The organism is Thermodesulfobium sp. 4217-1 (genome assembly GCF_039822205.1).
GTDB lineage: Bacteria > Thermodesulfobiota > Thermodesulfobiia > Thermodesulfobiales > Thermodesulfobiaceae > Thermodesulfobium.
Window position 1 is genome coordinate 58568 of sequence record NZ_JBAGBW010000005.1, and the last position, 18668, is coordinate 77235.

Here is an 18668-nt window from a genome sequence, read left to right on the forward strand (position 1 = left end):
ATTAAATAATATGTAAAATTAGAATATTTTATGAATATTATAGAATATTGCTTATATGATTAATAAAGTATTTATTTTTAAAATTAAAAAATATTTAGCTGCATGAATTTTTTCTTGTAATCATTTATGCCCTTAAAATAAGTAATTGCCCCTACATAAGGACTATTTATTCCTGACTTTCATTATTTTTATCGTCTAATTACAATTTATACATATAAAGATATGCTCAATACTAAGGAGGGATTAAAATGGCAAAAACAATTTTGGCAGCTATAAGGGATAGTGTATCTGACAGGAGCGTCTTAAATATGGCTATAGATCTGGCAAGAGATGAGGAAGCAAAACTTGTAATCTGTCACGTAATAAACAGATCTGAAGATCTGGGAGTTTTTAACCCAATAGCAGAAGCCAAGATCGTTTGTAAGGCAGAAAAGACACTCTCAGTTGCAGCTGACATAGCAAAGCAAAGGGGATTGGATGCTACAAAAATCGTAAAAATAGGAAAGCCGTCTGAAAGAATAGCTGAGTTAGCAAAACAATTAAATGCCACAAATATAGTTCTTGGCAATAGGAAGCTAAGAGGGCTAAGACAGTGGCTATTTTCAGAATTTAGCACAGGTTTTAATTTGGAAAATGCTACTCTTGTGCCCGTTGAAAAATAAGAGCTATCCAAACTATTTACTACATATTATGGGTAGCTCTTATAAAATTAATCTATGCTAATATTTCATTTTTGATGGCATCTATACCTAGTCTCTCTACGAATCGGGCGACTCGCTCGCTCATACCATATCTTCCTTCTACTTTATAATCGCCTTTTTCTTTGTAGAGGTTTAGGAATTTTTTTATGATGTCCAGAACTTGATCGTCGCTAAGCTCGTCTGCTACAATATCTCCAATTCTGGGTTTTCTGCCAGAGTTTCCGCCAATTACCAAAACCCAACCTTTTCCTCCCGAGAAGACTCCTATGTCTCTAATAAAAGCCTCGCCGCAATTTAGAGTACATCCTGATATACCAATTTTTAATTTTGCAGGAACTTTTTCAAAATATACAAGGTCTTCAATCTTCTTCCCCAGACTAAGGCTGTCAAGAGTCCCATATTTGCAAGTAGTGTTGCCAACACATGCCTGAACGTAGTGAAGTGAAGGCTCTACGTTGAAGCCCATATCGTTTGTAAGCTCTTCTATTATCTTGTTCACGTTTTCTGGTTGAATCCCAATCAAGAAAAATCTCTGACCAGTTAAGATCTTTAACTGGCGTACATTGTATTTCTTTGCAATTTTTGCAACTTCTTCTAAATACTCAGGCGTAACCAGCCCAGTCGTAGACTTTAATTTTATAGCATAACTGCCGTCTCTTTGCTCTATCGCTCTTGGATGTATCTGTCCCATAAAACCTCCTAACTAAATATGATACAGGCTAAAAATTCTATATCCACATTGCCAGTATTTTTTAAAGCATGGTTTTCACCGTCGTAAGTAATCAAAACATCGCCCTTTGAAACCAGAACGTCTTCACCGTTATCTACAAATATTCCCTCGCCATTTAATATGTAATATATTTCAAAGTCTCCCGTATGAGTATGAAGGCCTATAGAAGAACCTGGTTTCAAAAAATTGTGTGCGAACATCCTCCCTTTTCCTTTAAAATCATCAGGCTGTAAAAGGGCAATGCTCTCTAATTCTCCCTTGCCTCCTATAGGATCAAGGCGCTTTACCTTTTCCAAAGTGCTAGACTTCCTGACCATAAAATCCTCCTAAATTTAGTATTTTAGACTTCAGTTATTAAAAACGCTATCTGTATTGAAATCTATAATAAAGATATTCATAAAATAAGCTTAGAACTCCTACGACAAATACGGAGAAGACGACAAGCAAAAAACCAAGATCATATTTTGTTATGTTTAAAAAAGGTGGATTATAAAATATATCAAAAAGCCCTATCAGACCAACGACGAAAAATGCTCCACCGCCAAAGATCAATGTCCTTGCAGCCGTTCTTTGTGCCGCAAAACGGGCAGCCTCTATAGGAAATCCAATTTTTGTTGTAATAAAACCAAAAAATGCTCCCAAAATAATCTGTGTTACCATGGTGCCAAAACCAAAGAATGCTCCTGGAACCCAGCCCAAAAGATGCGACGGCATTGCGGGGGCTAACACGGTATATATTACCAATGCAAAAGCGCCGAAACCCCACCCCGCAATAAAACCGTGCAAAAGCGCAATCTTTACTGAAAGTTTGTGTTCTCTATCAATAGAACCCTTAACTGCCATCCTATGATGTTCGCTATCGATCTTACCAAAGTGAATATGAAATACATTTTTAGTTCTAAAAACGTAATAGCCTCCAAATATCATAGCAAGGCCAACTAAAATATATGTGCCGTATTCAAATAAATCGGAAGATGCCAAAGGGAAAAGAGCTAAATTGGCCAGCTCACTTGCCAGTGCCCTTTGAACAGTAAAGGCAAAGGAAAAGGCAAAACCTATGATAAGACCCTTTTTTGCAGAATAGCTGCCAACCGCATAGCTAAAAGTAATTGGCCATGTATGCTCATCAGGAGTATAGCCATGAATGACGCCAAGCAAGAAAGAGAGGGCTATTATCATGGGGACGGTGAGTTCTATATGACTGTGAAGCAAATAGCTAACAATATCCATAATTTATTATTATAACAAAAATCCCGCAGTAAGTTTAACTGCGGGATTTTTTATCAAGAAGAGGTTAAATTATCTACTTGTTTATTACTATATTATCTTGCTTCTTCAAGGAATCAACATAAGTCTGAGCTGCTTGTTGTTCTTTTTGGTTTTTAAGATATTGTTTAATGTAGTCTTTTACTTTGTCTATAGGCACAAGATTGCCATTTTTATCTTTAAACTTATCAGAGTTCTGATTATAAAAATTTGTAACATCGGCATCAGTTATGTCAAAGCTTTGCCCGGCAAGTTGCTTTTGCAAAAGGAAACTAACCAAAATCTGGTTCTTAGCATTGTCGATAGCCTGTATTACCTTTGGATCACTTTCCAAACCTTCTTTTTTTGCCTCATTCAAGAGAACAACATCATCTATCAAATTATTTAAGACCGCTGTCTTAACATCAGGATTAGTTTTGTCTACGTTAGCAGGCAAACTGTTAAGAAATGCATCAAACTGGCTCTGGGTGATATTGGTACCGTCAACGGTTGCCAAAACTTTGTCATCGGCAAAGCTAGGGTTTACCAGAACTACAAATAACAAAAGAGAAAACAAAAGAAAAATACGCTTCATTAAAAACCTCCAAATATTTAATTTCCTCTTTATAACTTTATGACTATTTAGTCACGATGTCAATAGTTATTTTAAGCTAAAACGGGAACCAATGTTTAGTCCTATTACAGACTCCACATATAGATAGCATTACAGGAACCTCCACGAGAACGCCTACTACAGTAGCAAGAGTCGCACCAGACTGCAAGCCAAACAAAGAAATAGTCACAGCTACCGCTAATTCAAAAAAATTGCTCGCTCCTATCAAGGCTGCAGGTGAAGCTATATTGTGAGGAATTTTTAAAATTCTTGCAAGATTATACGTTAGCATAGAGTTAAAATAAACCTGAATGAGTATAGGTATTGCGATGAGTATTATAACAAACCAATTTTCTAAAATTACATCGCCCTGAAATGCAAATATAATGATAAGAGTAGCAAGAAGCGCTAAGATTGTAACTGGCTTAAAAAAATTAAGATACTTTGTGTAGAACCAATCTTCTCCAAACGATCTTATCAAGATACTCCTTGAAATATATCCTGCTACTAAAGGGATAACTATATACAGCAATACAGATACTATCAAAACATCGTCAGGAACGATTATATTTGATACGCCGAGAAGGAACATTACAATTGGTGCAAAGAGAACCAGCATTAAGAGATCGTTTACTGCTACTTGAACCAATGTGTATGCAGGATCCCCATCTGTAAGATAGCTCCATACAAAGACCATTGCAGTGCAGGGCGCAGCAGCTAAAATTATCGTGCCAGCCAAAAACTCATTGGCCATTATCGGACCAATGAAACCTATAAAGATATGCTTAAAAAATAACCAGCCAAGAAATGCCATTGAAAAAGGCTTTACCATCCAGTTTACAAATAAGGTCAATAAAAGACCTTTTGGCTTATTGCCTATCTTCAATACTGCAGAAAAGTCGATTTTCAGCATCATCGGGTATATCATCAGCCAAATTAATATTGCAATAGGCAAATTTACATGGCTAATTTCAAGTGAACTTAATCTACCGAATAATTCAGGAAATGCCTTACCAAGAAAAATCCCTATAAAAATACAAGCAAAAACCCAAACTGTAAGATATTTTTCAAAAAAGTCCATTCTTTTTTCTTTCACGGAAGACCTCCTTAAATTCAAAACTATACTATATTTATTTAGTATATAATTTATTCTATTAGTTTATTATAATTTAGTCAAGTATTGAAAACTATTTTGTTCTATCTAATTTTGGGCAGAATTAAATTAAATTTAACAAAGATTGATCAATGCATTATTCAATAGAAGAAGGTCTAAAAACAAAAGGTCAAATTGTATTTTTTATTTGTAACAGTCAACATTATATCGCTATGAGTACAATATAACGTTTTAATGCCAAAAAGCGGCAGCTAAATGCGCTGAACTAAAATCACAAATACACGCAGAAGCATCATTGATTTAAGAAGAAAAAACAGAAGAAAAATGGTTGCGGGGGGAGGATTTGAACCTCCGACCTTCGGGTTATGAGCCCGACGAGCTTCCAAACTGCTCTACCCCGCGTCAACACATTACTATTTAAACACAAAAAATTACAATTTGCAAGTGTTATCTAAACATTGGATTATAAAAAAATTATATTTTTTCCTTTTTATGCATTAATAAAGATTTATCTGTAATTAATTGCCACTAAAAAAATGCCAAAATGAAATAATATAAATATTAACTAAAATTGTTAAGATTAACTTATCGTATTATAAGCTAATCTTATTTTATAAATTAACGCACAAAATATATAATTAAAATGCTACAGAATTTTATTAGTTAGGGGGAAATATGGACAAGATCTTAGAAAACAAAAGCAGTTACTTGTATTTAGTACTTATCGCTGCTTGGCTGGGATGGGTTTTCGACGGAATGGATGCAATGCTTTACAACATCGTTATGTTCCCAGCGATTCATGAACTCTTAGGTGCAAGCGCTACAAGAGCAGAAATCGGGTATTTCGGCGGACTGGTAATGTCCTGTACACTGTTAGGTGCAGCTTTGGGGGGTATTTTATTTGGCATACTTGCCGACTATATTGGAAGGGTAAAGGTGCTACTACTTACCATACTCACATACTCTTTGATGACAGGCCTTTCAGGATTCGCACACAGCTGGCAAGAATTAGCGGTTTACAGAGGACTTACTGGATTTGGAATCGGCGGGGAATGGGCGGTAGGAGCAGTTTTACTTGCTGAAACATGGCCCGATATAAAAAGAACTTTTGCTGGCAGCTTTATGCAAATGGGTTGGCCAGTTGGTTTCTTTCTTGCTGCAGCTATAAATTTCTTAGTAGGAACACATGGTTGGCGTGTTGTCTTTTTTGTAGGAGCATTTCCAGCACTTTTAACATTACTGTTGAGAGTCAAACTTAGAGAACCAGAAAAATGGGTAAAAGATCATGCCAGAAGATGTGAGCTAAAATTAAGCAACAAATATGAAACAGAAGAAGATAAGGAATATTGTCATTTTACATTCAATCTTCTTTTTAGCAAAAAGTACATAAAATTCACCATAATAGGTTTTCTTCTTTCAGCAGTCGCCCTCTTTGGAGTATGGGGAGCTACTTATTGGATACCTGCAATAGTTGAAACCCTTGCAAAATCTTCAGGAGTTCCTGAAAGCGCGATCCACGGCAGAGTGTTTCTCGCAATTACGCTGCTAAACGTTGGCGCGATAATCGGCGCACTATCTTTTTGGCCAATCGCGAACAAGTTTGGCAGGAAGGGAGCATTTTTATTATATTTTCTCACAGGGCTTATATTGATACCACCTATTTATATAAACGCCAAAGACTTTAATCTATTTCTCTTGTTAGTGCCTGTGATTGGTTTTATCGGTAATGGCGTATTTTCAGGATTCCCCGTGTACCTTCCAGAGCTATTCCCCACTAAGATGAGGGCTACCGCTCAAACCACATGTTACAACGGTGCAAGGCTGATAACAATACTCAGCCCTCTTTTTACAGGACTACTCATTGGATTTTATCACGGTAACTTCTCTTATGCAGCAGCCACAATAATGGCAGTATACGTAATAGGTCTAATTACACTTATATTTGCGCCAGAAACCAAGGGAAGGACCCTGCCAGAATAGCTACCTGCCATATTTCTCATTGCATCTTCTCAGGCAATTAGAAAGCTCTAATTCGCAATCGTTCTTGCAGCTTTCGCGCTCATCAATGGGCGCAAAGCTGCAGATTGTTCTGCAGTTCCAATGAAGATGACAGCCCATTTGACACCTATCGTATTCACTTGATGTAACAGTAAAAAAATTATTTGCAGAATTTCTAACAGAGTTAATCTGAAAAAGAAAAAAGGCAATTACAATTGATAAAATAAATATCAATATAAACAATGCAATATTTGCTGGTTTCAACTTAGTGCCCCCTTAATTCTTTACGCTATTAGATTTTAACACAAAACTTTAGAAACTTAATATAACAACATACTTATTATTCAGCATTTCTCCTACAATCTTGGAGGATTTGGTATACAAAAATAGATAATTATTTTATAAAACATTTATTTTTTATTAACTTTAATGTGTGCTACAATTTACACCAAAACCTTAATGTTTTAAGGTAAAAATGTAAATTGGAGGAGAAAAATGAAAAAAATCGCTATCTTATCATGTCAACTGATTAGGAGTCAAAATCTTTGTCCTGCCGACACGAAGTGTTTGACAGCCCTAATGAGAAGAGAAGGTTGGTTTGATAGGTATAAGGATGAAGAGGCACACCTTCTTGGCATAATGGATTGTGGAGGATGCAGCGGCGACAGAGTAGTCTGTGCACTTACTCTATTAAAAATGCAGCTTGACGCATTAAAAGAAGGTATTGACACGCTGTTTATAGCTACATGTATTATGAATTTTTGTCCTTATAGAGATGAAATAATAGCTACTGCAAAAGAAAAATCAGGAGTAGAAGTGATTGTGGGAACACACAAATATGCGCTCCCACAAATCTTTAAAAGTTCAACCTAAAACCTACCCCTGATTTATTTACACTATCAAACAAATTTTTTAAATAAGCGCCCTATCAAACAATTAAATTTGTTGGGCTTAGATTCTTTTTTTTCAGAATCAGAACCTTTTACTTTGCCAAGTATTACGTCGATAATTTTTGTTAAAAGTCCAATTTTAAATTTGTATCCTCCCAGATCCGCTATAATTCTCTTTGAGGAATTAAGTGAGTCGGAAAAAAAGCCAATAATACTGTCGATTTTCGATAAAATGGATATAGAATTGTCCGACAGGCCCTCAAAAGACTTTTTAAGTTCAGGATACAATTCATCAGAAAATTTTCTAAAGGAGTTAATAGTATCCCTTGTTTCAACCAAAACCTGATCAAGCGTTGTAACTGACCTTTTCAATTCTTTAATTAGGGCCACAATATTAAAAATCCACCAACCTATTAACCCTACTAAAATAGCTGCAAGTATAAAGATAAGAAATTGAAATAGACTCATCATTCAACCTTCGATGGCTTTTCTTCTTGTACTGTCGCAGTGTTTTGCTTATCATCTTCGGGTTTATTGTCTTTTGTCTGAGAAGTAGTATTGTCATCTTCCCCCAAAAATTCACTGAAATCATCGTCAATTTCAGTATTCACCAGGTCCTCAGCCTCTCTTGCGCTCTTTAAAATATCGTTAACAGAATCTATTTTCTCTTGAATCACTTGCTTTGCCTTTGTAGCCCATTGACCAGAAACACCAGAAAGATCAGACATAACATCTTCTGCCTGATCCCTGAGCTTCGTTAGCTCATCAACAATATAGGTTCTGGTTTCTTCGCCAGACTTTGGTGCAACAAACAGACCTGCCACAGAACCAACTATTGCTCCAAAAAGCAAACCCAAGGTAAAACTCGCCATATTATTAGAATTTTTCATCTTACAACCTCCTTTCAAGGTTTATAAACATATATTATAATTTATTATCATGAAATACATAAGAGGAATATTTGCATTTATATATATGATATTCAGTACTTTCACAATAATATTATATTCACTATATTTACACAGGTATCCAAAAATAAAAAGAGTCTCATTTGCAGCCGCTGCTCCAAAGTATTGGTTTGCCCCTCTTTTTTTTATACTTGGAATAAAGGTTAAATTAACGATAAAAGAAGAGCTCCCCCCTTCTCCTGTGTTATTTTTTTCAACCCATAGAGGAAACTTAGATATCCCCCTTCTCTCTTCTACCCTGCCTGGAGGCGTAACATATCTTTCAAAAGAGGAGCTTTTTTCTCTGCCAATCCTAAATATCATATTACACACAATAGGCTCTATTCCCATAAAAAGAGAAAACGCAAAAAACGCCATAGAATCTTTAAAGGAAACTGCCAAGCTATTAAGGGACAATATAAACGTAGTAATTTTTCCAGAAGGGACCAGAACAGTTGACGGCAAGATTGGAACCATAAAAAGAGGAGGACTAATCCTGGCAAAGAACTCAAATATCCCGATTGTGCCCGTAATTATAAAAGATGGATTCAAAGTTTACCCAAAAAAAAGTTTTTTCCCAAATTCTGGCACAGTAGAGATAATTGTTGAGAAGCCGATTTTGCCTGAAAGATATACGTCAAAGGAACTTGCCAACATCATTAGCCAAACCTATAAATCACACATTGACGCATAAAAGGTGATATCATTTAGTTTAGTACGCCCTTAAAAAATAAACAAAAATTGTCAAGGGGGAATATCAATGAAAGTAAAAGACATTATGACTACTGATGTCCTGATAGTAGGAGATTCTGCTAATATATCAGATGCCATAGAGTTTATGAAAGAAAAGAGGGTCAGATCGCTAATAGTCGACAGACATAGTGACAAAGATAGCTATGGAATAGTGACAACAAGCGATATTGTTTTTAAGACTATTGGCAAGAAAGAAAACTTAAAATCGGTAAAAATTGAAAAAATAATGACTAAACCAGTCGTCTCTATTAGCTCAAGCTCAAGCCTTAAAAAGGCTGCAGACATGATGGCAAATTTAAAAGTTACGCATCTTCCTGTAATAGACAAAAATCAGTTAGTTGGGATAATATCCAATATTGATATATTATATAATTTATAAATATTTATATAGCATTAAACTACTTGGCTGATTCTTTTTGGCTCAAATCTCCTAAACATTAGACCAATGATAATGCCAGAGGAAAAGCCCGTAATATGTGCAAAAAACGCTACATTCGTTGTCTGAGCAAAAAGCCCGATAAACGCTGAGACATCCTGTCCTACAAACCACAATATAAGCCATGCAAAAGCGGGCAAAGAAAATATGAGAGGGATAAACCCTAACAATAAGAGAGTCTTGATTTTTGCACGAGGGAAAAAAATTAAATAAGCGCCCAAAACTCCCGAGATAGAACCTGACGCACCAATTATACCAGCATTGGTGCTCATAAATGTCGCTTGACCAATGGCAGCAAGGGCACCAAACAAGAGATAGAAAAACAAGAACTTAAAATGACCCAACTTGTCCTCTACGTTATTGCCAAATACGTGCAAAAACCACATATTTCCGAAAATGTGTAAAAAATTAGCGTGTAAAAATTGATATGTAATCAAATTTATACTTATAGAGTCGCTTGATAATTTATATGAAAAAAGACTATTTAGCATGTGACCGCTAATGTTGTCCAAAACAAAAACTATACAGTTTATCATAATCAAAATGTATGTTATCCATGGAAATGACCAAGAATATACATTATCCCACAAAGGAAACATTTATTGCCTCCAGATTAAATTTAGTCAAAAGGTGTATATTGAATATGATGATCTTTGATTACAAATACACCAAAATCTTTAAAAACAATCTTAGTTTCGGAAGTATTGTCAATTCTATGAAGTCTATAAATAAGTGACCTTACTACTCGATCCACCAAACTTTTTGAAAGATTTTCTTTAAGCGAAACAAGGTTAACCAGATCAGACCTTAGCATCTCTGTGTCTAAGTCAAACTCATCAGATATATCGACAAAGAAAACTCTCGATCTTCCTTCGAAAGTCTGCTTCAAAGAAAAGGTTCCAAGGCCCTTTATTCTAACTCTTTTGCCAAGAAGAACCTGATTTTTTATTGAGACTAAAAAGGTCTCAATTATCCTCCTTACCTTAGAAATACCAATTTCTTCATCGTTTGATATATCCCTTACAAGGTCTCTTTCTCTAATCTCAAACAACTTCAAAGACCTCCTTATAGCCTATTTGATACGATTAATCATATAACTTTATCAACTTTTATAAAACTACCAAAAGTTTTTAATAACCTTTGAACATAGTTCAAACTGATTTAGAGTGTAAAAGTGAAAAAACTTGACGCCCTCTTTAATCAATTCAGAACACTGTTCTGTAGCATATTCAATTCCAATTTTTCTCATATCTTCATGCGAAGAAGATCTTGCCATAGAATCTTCTAACTTTTTTGGAATCTCAACCTTACAAAATTTTGCGAATTCTTTTATCTTTTCGAAGTTTGCAATAGGAATAATACCAGGAACCAGAGTAATGTTTATTCCTCTTTTTAACACAAGATCTCTGTACCTTAAAAAATGTGAGTTATCAAAAAACATCTGACTTATAGCAAAATCAGCAAACTTCATTTTCTCAAGACAACAATCAAAGTCTTCTTCGTAACTCTTTGCCTGAGAGTGGCCTTCAGGGTAAAAGGCTACTCCTATAGAAAAGTGATCGAAGTACTCTCTAACATATTTTACAAGGTCAATTGCATGTTTAAATTCACCCTTATTAATATCAAAGTTTTTGTCATCTTTTGGCGGATCGCCCCTAAGTGCCAAAAGATTAAAGACTCCAAGCTCGTCATATTCCCTTATTAGGGAGTTAATCAAATCTTTCGTTGCGCCAATACAAGTTAAGTGTGGCATAACAGCAAATGCCTTAAGAGAGTTAACAAATTTAACAATTTCAAAAGTCTTGTTTTGCGTAGTTCCGCCAGCACCGTATGTTATTGAAGCAAACAGTGGTTTAAGATCTATATATTTTCTCATTATCTCCTTAAATTTCTCTTCTTGCTCTATCTCTTTTGGAGGGAAAAATTCAAGAGAAAAACCTGTATTTTCACTTTTGTACCTTTCTTTTATCCTCAAATTATTCTCCTTTCTTGGCCATAAGCCCTTTGCTAAAATAGTTAGATTTTATCATATAAATATAATTTTTTAAATTTTATATTTTTACTTATAACCAAAAATATTGCAGCTGTTAAAACTTTTTTTATATCAGCACTATAATAAAAATATCCTTTGTCTAAATAAAAATCGTACAAATGTTTTTAATAAGCTAATATTTAAACAAAAATATAAGATATTGGCTCAAAAAACACAAATTGTTAAAATATTTACCTCTTTATGCTCATTATAAAATATCAAAGATTTCTTCACCAAATAGTATATTTACATGCTATAATAATTGACAGTTAATTAAATTTAAGGAGGAATTACTTTGGATCAAATAACAAAAGATTCTAATCTTTTACAGGTTGTAAAAGACTTTCCTGAAACAATTCCAGTTTTCATGTCCTTTGGTTTAGGTTGCATAGGATGTGCCGTTGCAAAATATGAAACGGTTGAGCAAGGAGCAAACGGTCACGGCATAAACGCAGACGCTTTAGTAGAGGAATTAAATAAAACCGTTAACAAGAAAGTTGCAAAATAAATTTTAGGGCAGGTTTATCCTGCCCTTTTTTATAACCCCAGCTCTTTTGAGTACAGCAACATGCCAGCATGAGCGAGCTCAACAAATTCTTCTAATTCCATTGGCAAGTACTTACATATTAATATTTTTTCTCTATTTGCGCCCTTTGCAAAGCCCTTTTCATGAAACCTTCTGCAAATAAAGTCTGCGTTAATAGAGCTTAATTTTTTGTCTGGATGAATCAGAGCACTAGCAACCACAAGACCGCTTACTGCATCAGAGCAGACAATTGCAGCTTCATCAAATGATTCTATATCTTCAAGCCTGCTCTTTCTGTGAGCCAAAACTATATTGCAGACACCTTCTTCAAATCCGTTTTCATGAAGGATCTTTGAGCCAATTATCGCATGATTTTCAGGATCTTTTTCTGTCAACTCATAGTCAATATCGTGCATTAACCCAGCAGTTCTATATAAATCCATATTTCTGTCAAACTTCACGGCAATAGCCTCCATTACGGCTTCAACCGCAATGGAGTGCTTTATCATATAATCTTTTTTAAGATACTTCTTTAAAAGTTCAATATTTTGATCTCTGGAGTTCATCTGTCAAGCTCTGGATACAAAGGAAATTGTAGACAAAGCTCATCTACCCTTTTTTTAAGCTCATCCAATTTTTGTTCATTATCTCTAAAATCTATAGCATCTGACATTATGTTGCCGATTTCTATCATCTCTGGTTCTTTCATCCCCCTAGTAGTCAAGGCAGGCGTACCAACCCTTATGCCGCTTGCTTTCCATGGAGGCTCTGGATCAAATGGTATACTATTTTTGTTTACCGTGATGCCAATCTTAGCAAAAAGCGCCTCTGCATCTTTTCCTGATATATTTGACGCCCTCATATCTATCAGTATAAGGTGGTTGTCAGTGCCGCCGCTTACCAGTCTTAATCCTCTTGAGTTCATAGTTTCAGCCAAAGCTTTTGCGTTTTTCATTATCTGTTCGCCATATTTTTTAAAACCTGGAGTCATAGCCTCTTTAAATGCCACTGCCTTTGCAGCGATTATGTGCATCAAAGGTCCGCCCTGATTTCCAGGAAAAACGGATTTATCGATTCTATCTTTAAATTCTTCTTTGCAAAGTATAAATCCAGATCTTGGCCCCCTTAAAGTCTTATGGGTTGTAGACGTGACTACATCTGAACAAGGAACGGGTGATGGATGCAAACCTGTTGCAACCAGCCCAGCAATGTGAGCCATATCGACCATAAGAAGAGCACCAACCTCTTTTGCTATCTGAGAAAATTTCTCAAAATCTATCGTTCGAGGGTATGCGCTTGCTCCCGCAACAATAAGCTTAGGCTTGTTCTTCCTTGCTAAATCTAAAACCTCATCAAAATCGATAGTCTCAGTATCTTTTCTTACTCCGTAGTGAATCACATTAAACCACTTTCCAGAAACTGTTACCTGACTTCCGTGTGAAAGATGACCACCCTGATCGAGTCTCATGCCCATATATGTATCACCAGGATTTAAAAGTGCAAAATATACCGCAAGATTCGCTTGAGTTCCTGAATGTGGCTGTACATTTGCATGCTCTGCACCAAAAAGCTGTTTTGCCCTCTCTCTTGCCAGATTTTCAACAACGTCCACACATTCGCAGCCACCATAGTATCTCTTGCCAGGGAGTCCTTCTGCGTATTTGTTCGTCAAAACAGTACCCATCGCCTCAAGCACTGCTGGTGAAGTAAAGTTTTCTGAAGCAATAAGTTCCAAACCATTTCTCTGTCTGCCAACCTCACACATTACTGCTTTGAAAACTTCCTCGTCTGTCATCCTTAAAAAGTTAAGCAACTCGACAACCTCCTTAATTAACAATAAAAATTATTTCTTTAACAAAACTCTTCTTACCACATCTTTCGCAATGACTCCATCTCTTAATACCTCAAGTCCTTTTTCTATCTTTACAACAGTAGAAGAAGCAAGGTAAACAAGATCGCCTTTTATACTAAAATCTATCTGTTTCAATAGAGTTTTATCTATATCATCAATGGATAACGGATTGATTTTACCACTAATATTTGCACTTGTCCCTATAATTGGGAAGTTAACTTCTTCAAAAATCTTCATTATTACAGGATGAGAAACAACTCTTAGAGCGACAAAGCCATCACATGCAACTCTTTCAGAAAAGTTAAAATTAAAAAAAAGTCTCGATACTATAGTTAGAGGACCAGGCCAAAAGGTAGATGCAAGCCTCAGAAATATATTTTTATCAGTATAATTAAAATTGCCATTTTCAAGTAACCAGGTCAGCGAAGGGACAAAAACCGGAAAGCTTTTATCTGGCAACCTTTTTTTCACATCAAAGATACGCGCAGACACTTCTTCAGACCTTGCATCTCCAGTCAGAGCAAAAAGAGTATCTGTGGGGACTATGCCAATCTTACAATCTTTAATCTTATCAGCAACGCTTTCATTATTAAAACTCTTTTTCAATTCTAAGCCATCCACATTATATCTGTAGCAAAGGCAAAAAATGTATCAGGTTTATTTGCCTCACCAAAAATTTTTTCAGCTATTTTTTTTATCTCTTCAAGCTTTGAGTCGTCTAAAACAAAAAATAAAAATGTTTTTTCTTTAACCTCGTCTGCAGACATAATCTTTTCAATAGATTGAAAAAGTGATTCCTCTGAAAGAAGGGTAGATTTTCCAAAACCGCTGCAATCAGAAAAGGTAACGCAAGGTATTCCCAATCTTGCAAGATCTTGTAAGAATTCAGGCAATAGATCTTTATTATCAACGACCATAAAAGTGGCAACTTTGCTCAAATTTACCTCCAATCATCCTGATTTTATTAATTATAACCTCATTGTGTTCTATAGAAAGCTTTTAGTAGTAAAGGCGTTATCATAGTAGTAAGTATTGCAACCACAATTAACACAGAAAAGACCGATCTCGATAGAACAGTGCTCGTTAGCCCGATAGTTGCAACTATTATAGCCACTTCTCCTCTTGAAATCATACCCACGCCAACTCTCAAGGAATCCACAATGCTAAATCTGGTAACAAATGCCCCAAAACCACAGCCAATTATCTTTGTTAAAACCGCTATCAAGAATATTATCAAGGCATAAAAGTAAAGCCCGGCTTCTAAGCCGCCCTTTTCAACATACAGGCCTACACTGAAAAAAAATAAAGGCGCAAAAATTGAATAAGTTAGCGTACTCATCCTATCAGAAATTCTCTCGTTATATTCTGTAAAAGATACCATAGCACCAAGCAAATACGATCCAGTAATGGCAGCAAGCGAACCAAAGACCTCAGCAGACCAGGAATATATTATTATTAGAGCAATCGTACCAGCGACCAAGGGTTTTGATACCTTTAGCCTTGAAAAAAAATCCAAATAGCGCTTAAGAAAAAGTTTTGCTAAAAGTATGGCTACGAATAAATAGCCGAAAATTCTGAAGAGCAAAAAGAGGATGTTCCCCCTCCCAAGCTCAAATGCTATTACCAAAGACAAAATAATTATGCCTAAAACGTCATCAATAATAGCAGCTCCCAATATGGTCATGCCAACCTTACTTCTTAATTTCCCAAGCTCCATCAATGTCTGTGCAGAAATACTAACAGAGGTAGCTGTCAAAACTGCCCCAACGAAAACCGATTCTGAAATCCCAAAACCCGAATATAGCGAAAAGGCAGCTCCAAAAAAAAGAGGCAGTATCACCCCAAAGCTTGCAGAAGAAAAGGCAGCTAACCCAACCTTTTTCAATTCTTTTAGATCCGTCTGCAAACCAGCAAGAAACATTAGAAATATGACCCCTATTTCAGAAAATAAAGCTATAAATTCGTTCATATGAACAACATTTAATATTGCAGGACCAAATACAAGCCCCGCCAAAAGCTCGCCAAACACTGCAGGTTGGCCAAATTTCGCGCTTATATTCCCAGATAATTTTGATAAAAAAAGTATAAAAGCAAAAATTGGGAGAAAATTTAAAACAGCTTCTCTTTCCAGATAAACCTCCACTTATAGAGGAAATTTTTGTAAAATTGATCGCCTACAAAATAAAATAGGTAGCAAAAAACAAGAACTGTTCTAAAATCAAAGAAATACATCTCTCCAATATATTTAAACACAAGATAAATAAGTATGGAAAAAAATATATCTCCAAAAAAGATGCCAGCAAAAAAAGAAATAACCGAAAAAGCTATATATAAATATGGATAATAAGCGCCAGTGATGTTCATCACGAAATCAGAGAACATTTCTATATAGCCATAATGCGCTATATAACCAAAGAGCACACAAAGAAGCAAAAAATAAAATATCCCGCTATTTGCAGAGTACATATCAATTTTTACAGATTTTATGTCAATTTTGTATCTTAAAAAGCCTATAATTACAAAAATTAATGCTGCCACACCTATAACCTGATCCATATAGGTGTAAACAACCGAGAGAACAGTAAAAAGAGTGATATAAAACAAAAATTCTCTTTCTTTTAAAGTCTTTAATACATCAAGTCTATGATTTTTTAAAATATAGATTAGATAGAAAATTAAACTTGCAGCTATCAAAGGATAGAAAAATTGCAGATATGAAAAATAATTTACTCCAGATACACAAAAAAAATACAAAATGGGAATAGAAGAAAATGGGAATAACCATTTTGAAAACAAATTGGTTATTTTACCTTCAGAGCCCCCCATATCCACAAATATTTTAGCTAAAGAGAGAACATTCTCTTTACCATTTGCGACATGTTCGATAAAGTCCCTAACAAAGGGCAGAGCTAAAAGCGCAAGCAAAAAATTTAGATCAAATAAATAATATATAGGCAGGATCTGATAACTTCGCGTGGCAAGCACCAAACAAACAACCAGAGCAAGCGAGAGAAAGGGCCTAAGCTTTAATCTAGAAAGAAGCAATATTGCTATATTTATATAAAATAAAGTTAAAAATATCTGCTGCATTTGTTCTCCCATAATTTTTTAAATCTGATAGCTATTTTAACACAAATCCTAAAAGTCCAGAGAAATAGCTGATAAAAATATAAGCCTATAGTTCGTTAAAGTTCTAATATTATATTCTTCACATCCATACAAATCTCACCCAAATCAAGCATTGAATTTATTAAGCAAACCTTTTCGTAGGCAACAATTTTGTCAACTGTAATTTCTGTTTCTTTTATTATGCCTTTATCTAAATAAAACTGCCTTTTGGTTCCATTTAGCAAATAGCTTTCAGGTGTATGCCATATACCATTTTTATATAATGCAATATTGGAATATGAGGTATCGGTCACAAAATTATTTTTAATTATCAAGATCTCTTCAGAACTCTTAATATGTTTTTTTAAATTATCAAAGACTTCTCTGTCAAAGAACTTATAGCTGTATTCTATTTCATTAGCAGACATTAATTTTAAAGAATCTATCTTTCTAATAGAATAGCTGTCAATACTTATACTTTCTACACCTCTACCATAAATAATTCTGCACTTAAATCGCCCATTGTTATAATTTTCTTGGTTAGGCAATACACTCTCAATATCTATATTACACTTTCCAAAAAATTCCTTTTGAGCAGCATTAACTCTTTTTTGATGATACTCAAGGTTTAAGTAGCTTGAGTTATATAATTTTATCGTCTCAATAAATTGGCACATATATCTTCTCAATCAATTCTTGATATTCTTTTTCAATATCGCTATATATGGTTATTCCGCCGCCGCTTTTAAAGAATAGCTTATTGTTTATATTTTCTATAAACCTTATCAATACATAACTTTCTAAATTATTTCCATCAAAATACCCTCCAACCCCTGTATAATATCCCCTTTTATATGTCTCTACCTCCTTTATCTTTTTAATTGTAGCCTCTTTTGGGGCTCCGCTAATTGATCCAGCAGGCAACAAATGCGCTATTATATTGCCCAATCTCTTTTTGTAATCACTTCCCAAATAACCACATATCTCAGAGCTGGTTTGATAAAGCTCTCCATTAATGGTATGAATTTTAGAAAAATATCTAAACTGGCTTACCTTTATATTGTTAGCGATTCTTCCAAGATCATTTCTAATTAGATCTACAATAGTAGCGTGTTCTGCTATCTCTTTTTCATCATTCTCTAAAATTTTTTTGGCATTTGGTATCTTTGCGTCTATCGTTCCCTTCATTGGATAGGCGAATATAAACCCATTTTTAATTCTAACAAATATCTCAGGCGAAAAGCAGGTAAACGAATCTTTAACGTAGAGCTTAAATTTAGACTTGCTCATCAAAAATATTTCAAAAAGACTAAGATTCGTATAAATTTCAGTCTGGAAAGTTAGATTTATTAGGTATGAGTATCCATCTCTTTCGTATTTCTGAACTGACTCAAAAGCCTTTTTGTATTCTGCCATAGAAACTGGAAAGCTTTCAAAAATTATTTTTTTATTATCTTGTTTAACATTGTGATAAACATCTTCGTAGTTTTTAAAATTATTTATGTCAAAAAAAATGTCATTTGAAAAAAGTTTATCGCCATGTAAAATTTTAAATTCATCCGACTCAAAATTTATCATGAAAAAAAATGGGACCGATTTTAAGGATAGCTTATTAAACTGCTCTATAAATTCATTTGTACAAGAAAACATAAGCTATATTCTACAAATTAAAAATATTATTGTAAATCTTGTAAGCCTGATATAAAAACAATAATTTACTTAG

Annotated in this window: 25 protein-coding genes and 1 tRNA gene; 6 read left to right on the forward strand and 20 right to left on the reverse strand. The window is 34.8% G+C overall.

Annotated features, from left to right (window positions below):
• Window positions 1-248 precede the first annotated feature (248 nt).
• Window positions 249-662 (forward strand): universal stress protein, encoded by a 414-nt coding sequence (locus V4762_RS03310; protein ID WP_347314356.1) that lies wholly within the window; start codon window positions 249-251, stop codon window positions 660-662.
• A gap of 52 nt (window positions 663-714) precedes the next feature.
• On the opposite strand, the gene V4762_RS03315 is transcribed toward V4762_RS03310, so the two are convergent.
• The 6 genes from V4762_RS03315 to V4762_RS03340 all read right to left on the reverse strand — a co-directional run bounded on the left by V4762_RS03315 (window position 715) and on the right by V4762_RS03340 (window position 4805).
• Window positions 715-1392 carry a nitrite/sulfite reductase domain-containing protein gene (locus V4762_RS03315; RefSeq protein ID WP_347314357.1) on the reverse strand — a complete coding sequence of 226 codons (678 nt, stop codon included), beginning with the start codon at window positions 1390-1392 and terminating at the stop codon, window positions 715-717.
• 8 nt (window positions 1393-1400) lie between these two features.
• Window positions 1401-1748 (reverse strand): cupin domain-containing protein, encoded by a 348-nt coding sequence (locus tag V4762_RS03320; RefSeq protein WP_347314358.1) that lies wholly within the window; start codon window positions 1746-1748, stop codon window positions 1401-1403.
• A gap of 46 nt (window positions 1749-1794) precedes the next feature.
• The gene (locus V4762_RS03325; RefSeq protein ID WP_347314359.1) at window positions 1795-2661 is read right to left on the reverse strand and encodes a hypothetical protein; all 867 of its coding nucleotides are present in this window, start codon (window positions 2659-2661) and stop codon (window positions 1795-1797) included.
• A gap of 73 nt (window positions 2662-2734) precedes the next feature.
• Window positions 2735-3271, reverse strand: a complete 537-nt coding sequence (locus V4762_RS03330) for a SurA N-terminal domain-containing protein (RefSeq protein ID WP_347314360.1) — start codon at window positions 3269-3271, stop codon at window positions 2735-2737.
• Between the two features lie 76 nt (window positions 3272-3347).
• A complete protein-coding gene (arsB, locus tag V4762_RS03335; protein WP_347314391.1) occupies window positions 3348-4370 on the reverse strand; it encodes an ACR3 family arsenite efflux transporter in 1023 nt (340 codons plus the stop codon).
• Between the two features lie 358 nt (window positions 4371-4728).
• A tRNA-Met gene (locus tag V4762_RS03340) sits at window positions 4729-4805 on the reverse strand.
• Between the two features lie 273 nt (window positions 4806-5078).
• Between V4762_RS03340 and V4762_RS03345 the strand changes: the two genes are divergently transcribed.
• Window positions 5079-6383 (forward strand): MFS transporter, encoded by a 1305-nt coding sequence (locus tag V4762_RS03345; protein WP_347314361.1) that lies wholly within the window; start codon window positions 5079-5081, stop codon window positions 6381-6383.
• On the opposite strand, the gene V4762_RS03350 is transcribed toward V4762_RS03345, so the two are convergent.
• Entirely contained in the window at window positions 6384-6665 is a 282-nt protein-coding gene (locus tag V4762_RS03350) for a hypothetical protein (protein WP_347314362.1), read from the reverse strand. It lies immediately after the preceding gene.
• A 231-nt stretch (window positions 6666-6896) separates the two neighbouring features.
• Here V4762_RS03350 and V4762_RS03355 point away from each other — a divergent pair, with 231 nt between their 5' ends.
• Window positions 6897-7274, forward strand: a complete 378-nt coding sequence (locus V4762_RS03355) for a CGGC domain-containing protein (protein ID WP_347314363.1) — start codon at window positions 6897-6899, stop codon at window positions 7272-7274.
• Between the two features lie 26 nt (window positions 7275-7300).
• Here V4762_RS03355 and V4762_RS03360 read toward each other — a convergent pair whose 3' ends face one another.
• Window positions 7301-7762, reverse strand: a complete 462-nt coding sequence (locus V4762_RS03360) for a hypothetical protein (RefSeq protein WP_347314364.1) — start codon at window positions 7760-7762, stop codon at window positions 7301-7303.
• Complete coding sequence (locus V4762_RS03365; protein ID WP_347314365.1) at window positions 7759-8181, reverse strand: YtxH domain-containing protein; 423 nt, start codon at window positions 8179-8181, stop codon at window positions 7759-7761. Before V4762_RS03365 ends, V4762_RS03360 begins: the two co-directional genes overlap by 4 nt.
• Before the next feature lie 85 nt (window positions 8182-8266).
• Here V4762_RS03365 and V4762_RS03370 point away from each other — a divergent pair, with 85 nt between their 5' ends.
• Together V4762_RS03370 and V4762_RS03375 are read left to right on the forward strand one after the other, a co-directional pair.
• Window positions 8267-8932, forward strand: a complete 666-nt coding sequence (locus V4762_RS03370; RefSeq protein ID WP_347314392.1) for a lysophospholipid acyltransferase family protein — start codon at window positions 8267-8269, stop codon at window positions 8930-8932.
• Between the two features lie 66 nt (window positions 8933-8998).
• On the forward strand, window positions 8999-9370 hold the full coding sequence (locus tag V4762_RS03375; RefSeq protein ID WP_347314366.1) for a CBS domain-containing protein: 372 nt from the start codon (window positions 8999-9001) through the stop codon (window positions 9368-9370).
• 14 nt (window positions 9371-9384) lie between these two features.
• Here V4762_RS03375 and V4762_RS03380 read toward each other — a convergent pair whose 3' ends face one another.
• The 3 genes from V4762_RS03380 to metF all read right to left on the reverse strand — a co-directional run bounded on the left by V4762_RS03380 (window position 9385) and on the right by metF (window position 11402).
• On the reverse strand, window positions 9385-10026 hold the full coding sequence (locus V4762_RS03380) for a rhomboid family intramembrane serine protease (protein ID WP_347314367.1): 642 nt from the start codon (window positions 10024-10026) through the stop codon (window positions 9385-9387).
• A gap of 20 nt (window positions 10027-10046) precedes the next feature.
• Complete coding sequence (locus tag V4762_RS03385; RefSeq protein ID WP_347314368.1) at window positions 10047-10478, reverse strand: HU family DNA-binding protein; 432 nt, start codon at window positions 10476-10478, stop codon at window positions 10047-10049.
• 66 nt (window positions 10479-10544) lie between these two features.
• On the reverse strand, window positions 10545-11402 hold the full coding sequence (metF, locus tag V4762_RS03390; protein WP_347314369.1) for a methylenetetrahydrofolate reductase [NAD(P)H]: 858 nt from the start codon (window positions 11400-11402) through the stop codon (window positions 10545-10547).
• A gap of 352 nt (window positions 11403-11754) precedes the next feature.
• Between metF and V4762_RS03395 the strand changes: the two genes are divergently transcribed.
• Window positions 11755-11967, forward strand: coding sequence for a DUF1858 domain-containing protein (locus V4762_RS03395; RefSeq protein ID WP_347314370.1), 213 nt, complete (start codon window positions 11755-11757; stop codon window positions 11965-11967).
• A 29-nt stretch (window positions 11968-11996) separates the two neighbouring features.
• On the opposite strand, the gene V4762_RS03400 is transcribed toward V4762_RS03395, so the two are convergent.
• The 8 genes from V4762_RS03400 to V4762_RS03435 all read right to left on the reverse strand — a co-directional run bounded on the left by V4762_RS03400 (window position 11997) and on the right by V4762_RS03435 (window position 18595).
• The gene (locus V4762_RS03400) at window positions 11997-12551 is read right to left on the reverse strand and encodes an HDIG domain-containing metalloprotein (RefSeq protein WP_347314371.1); all 555 of its coding nucleotides are present in this window, start codon (window positions 12549-12551) and stop codon (window positions 11997-11999) included.
• Window positions 12548-13780 (reverse strand): serine hydroxymethyltransferase, encoded by a 1233-nt coding sequence (locus V4762_RS03405; RefSeq protein ID WP_347314393.1) that lies wholly within the window; start codon window positions 13778-13780, stop codon window positions 12548-12550. Before V4762_RS03405 ends, V4762_RS03400 begins: the two co-directional genes overlap by 4 nt.
• 48 nt (window positions 13781-13828) lie before the next feature.
• On the reverse strand, window positions 13829-14443 hold the full coding sequence (locus tag V4762_RS03410; RefSeq protein ID WP_347314372.1) for an L-threonylcarbamoyladenylate synthase: 615 nt from the start codon (window positions 14441-14443) through the stop codon (window positions 13829-13831).
• Between the two features lie 2 nt (window positions 14444-14445).
• A complete protein-coding gene (locus V4762_RS03415; RefSeq protein ID WP_347314373.1) occupies window positions 14446-14775 on the reverse strand; it encodes a P-II family nitrogen regulator in 330 nt (109 codons plus the stop codon).
• 38 nt (window positions 14776-14813) lie between these two features.
• The gene (locus V4762_RS03420) at window positions 14814-15980 is read right to left on the reverse strand and encodes a cation:proton antiporter (protein WP_347314374.1); all 1167 of its coding nucleotides are present in this window, start codon (window positions 15978-15980) and stop codon (window positions 14814-14816) included.
• The gene (locus V4762_RS03425) at window positions 15947-16927 is read right to left on the reverse strand and encodes a hypothetical protein (RefSeq protein WP_347314375.1); all 981 of its coding nucleotides are present in this window, start codon (window positions 16925-16927) and stop codon (window positions 15947-15949) included. Before V4762_RS03425 ends, V4762_RS03420 begins: the two co-directional genes overlap by 34 nt.
• A gap of 95 nt (window positions 16928-17022) precedes the next feature.
• The gene (locus V4762_RS03430) at window positions 17023-17622 is read right to left on the reverse strand and encodes an aminotransferase class IV (RefSeq protein ID WP_347314376.1); all 600 of its coding nucleotides are present in this window, start codon (window positions 17620-17622) and stop codon (window positions 17023-17025) included.
• Window positions 17606-18595, reverse strand: coding sequence for an aminodeoxychorismate synthase component I (locus V4762_RS03435; RefSeq protein WP_347314377.1), 990 nt, complete (start codon window positions 18593-18595; stop codon window positions 17606-17608). The genes V4762_RS03430 and V4762_RS03435 overlap by 17 nt, the downstream gene beginning before the upstream one ends.
• Between the last annotated feature and the right edge of the window lie 73 nt (window positions 18596-18668).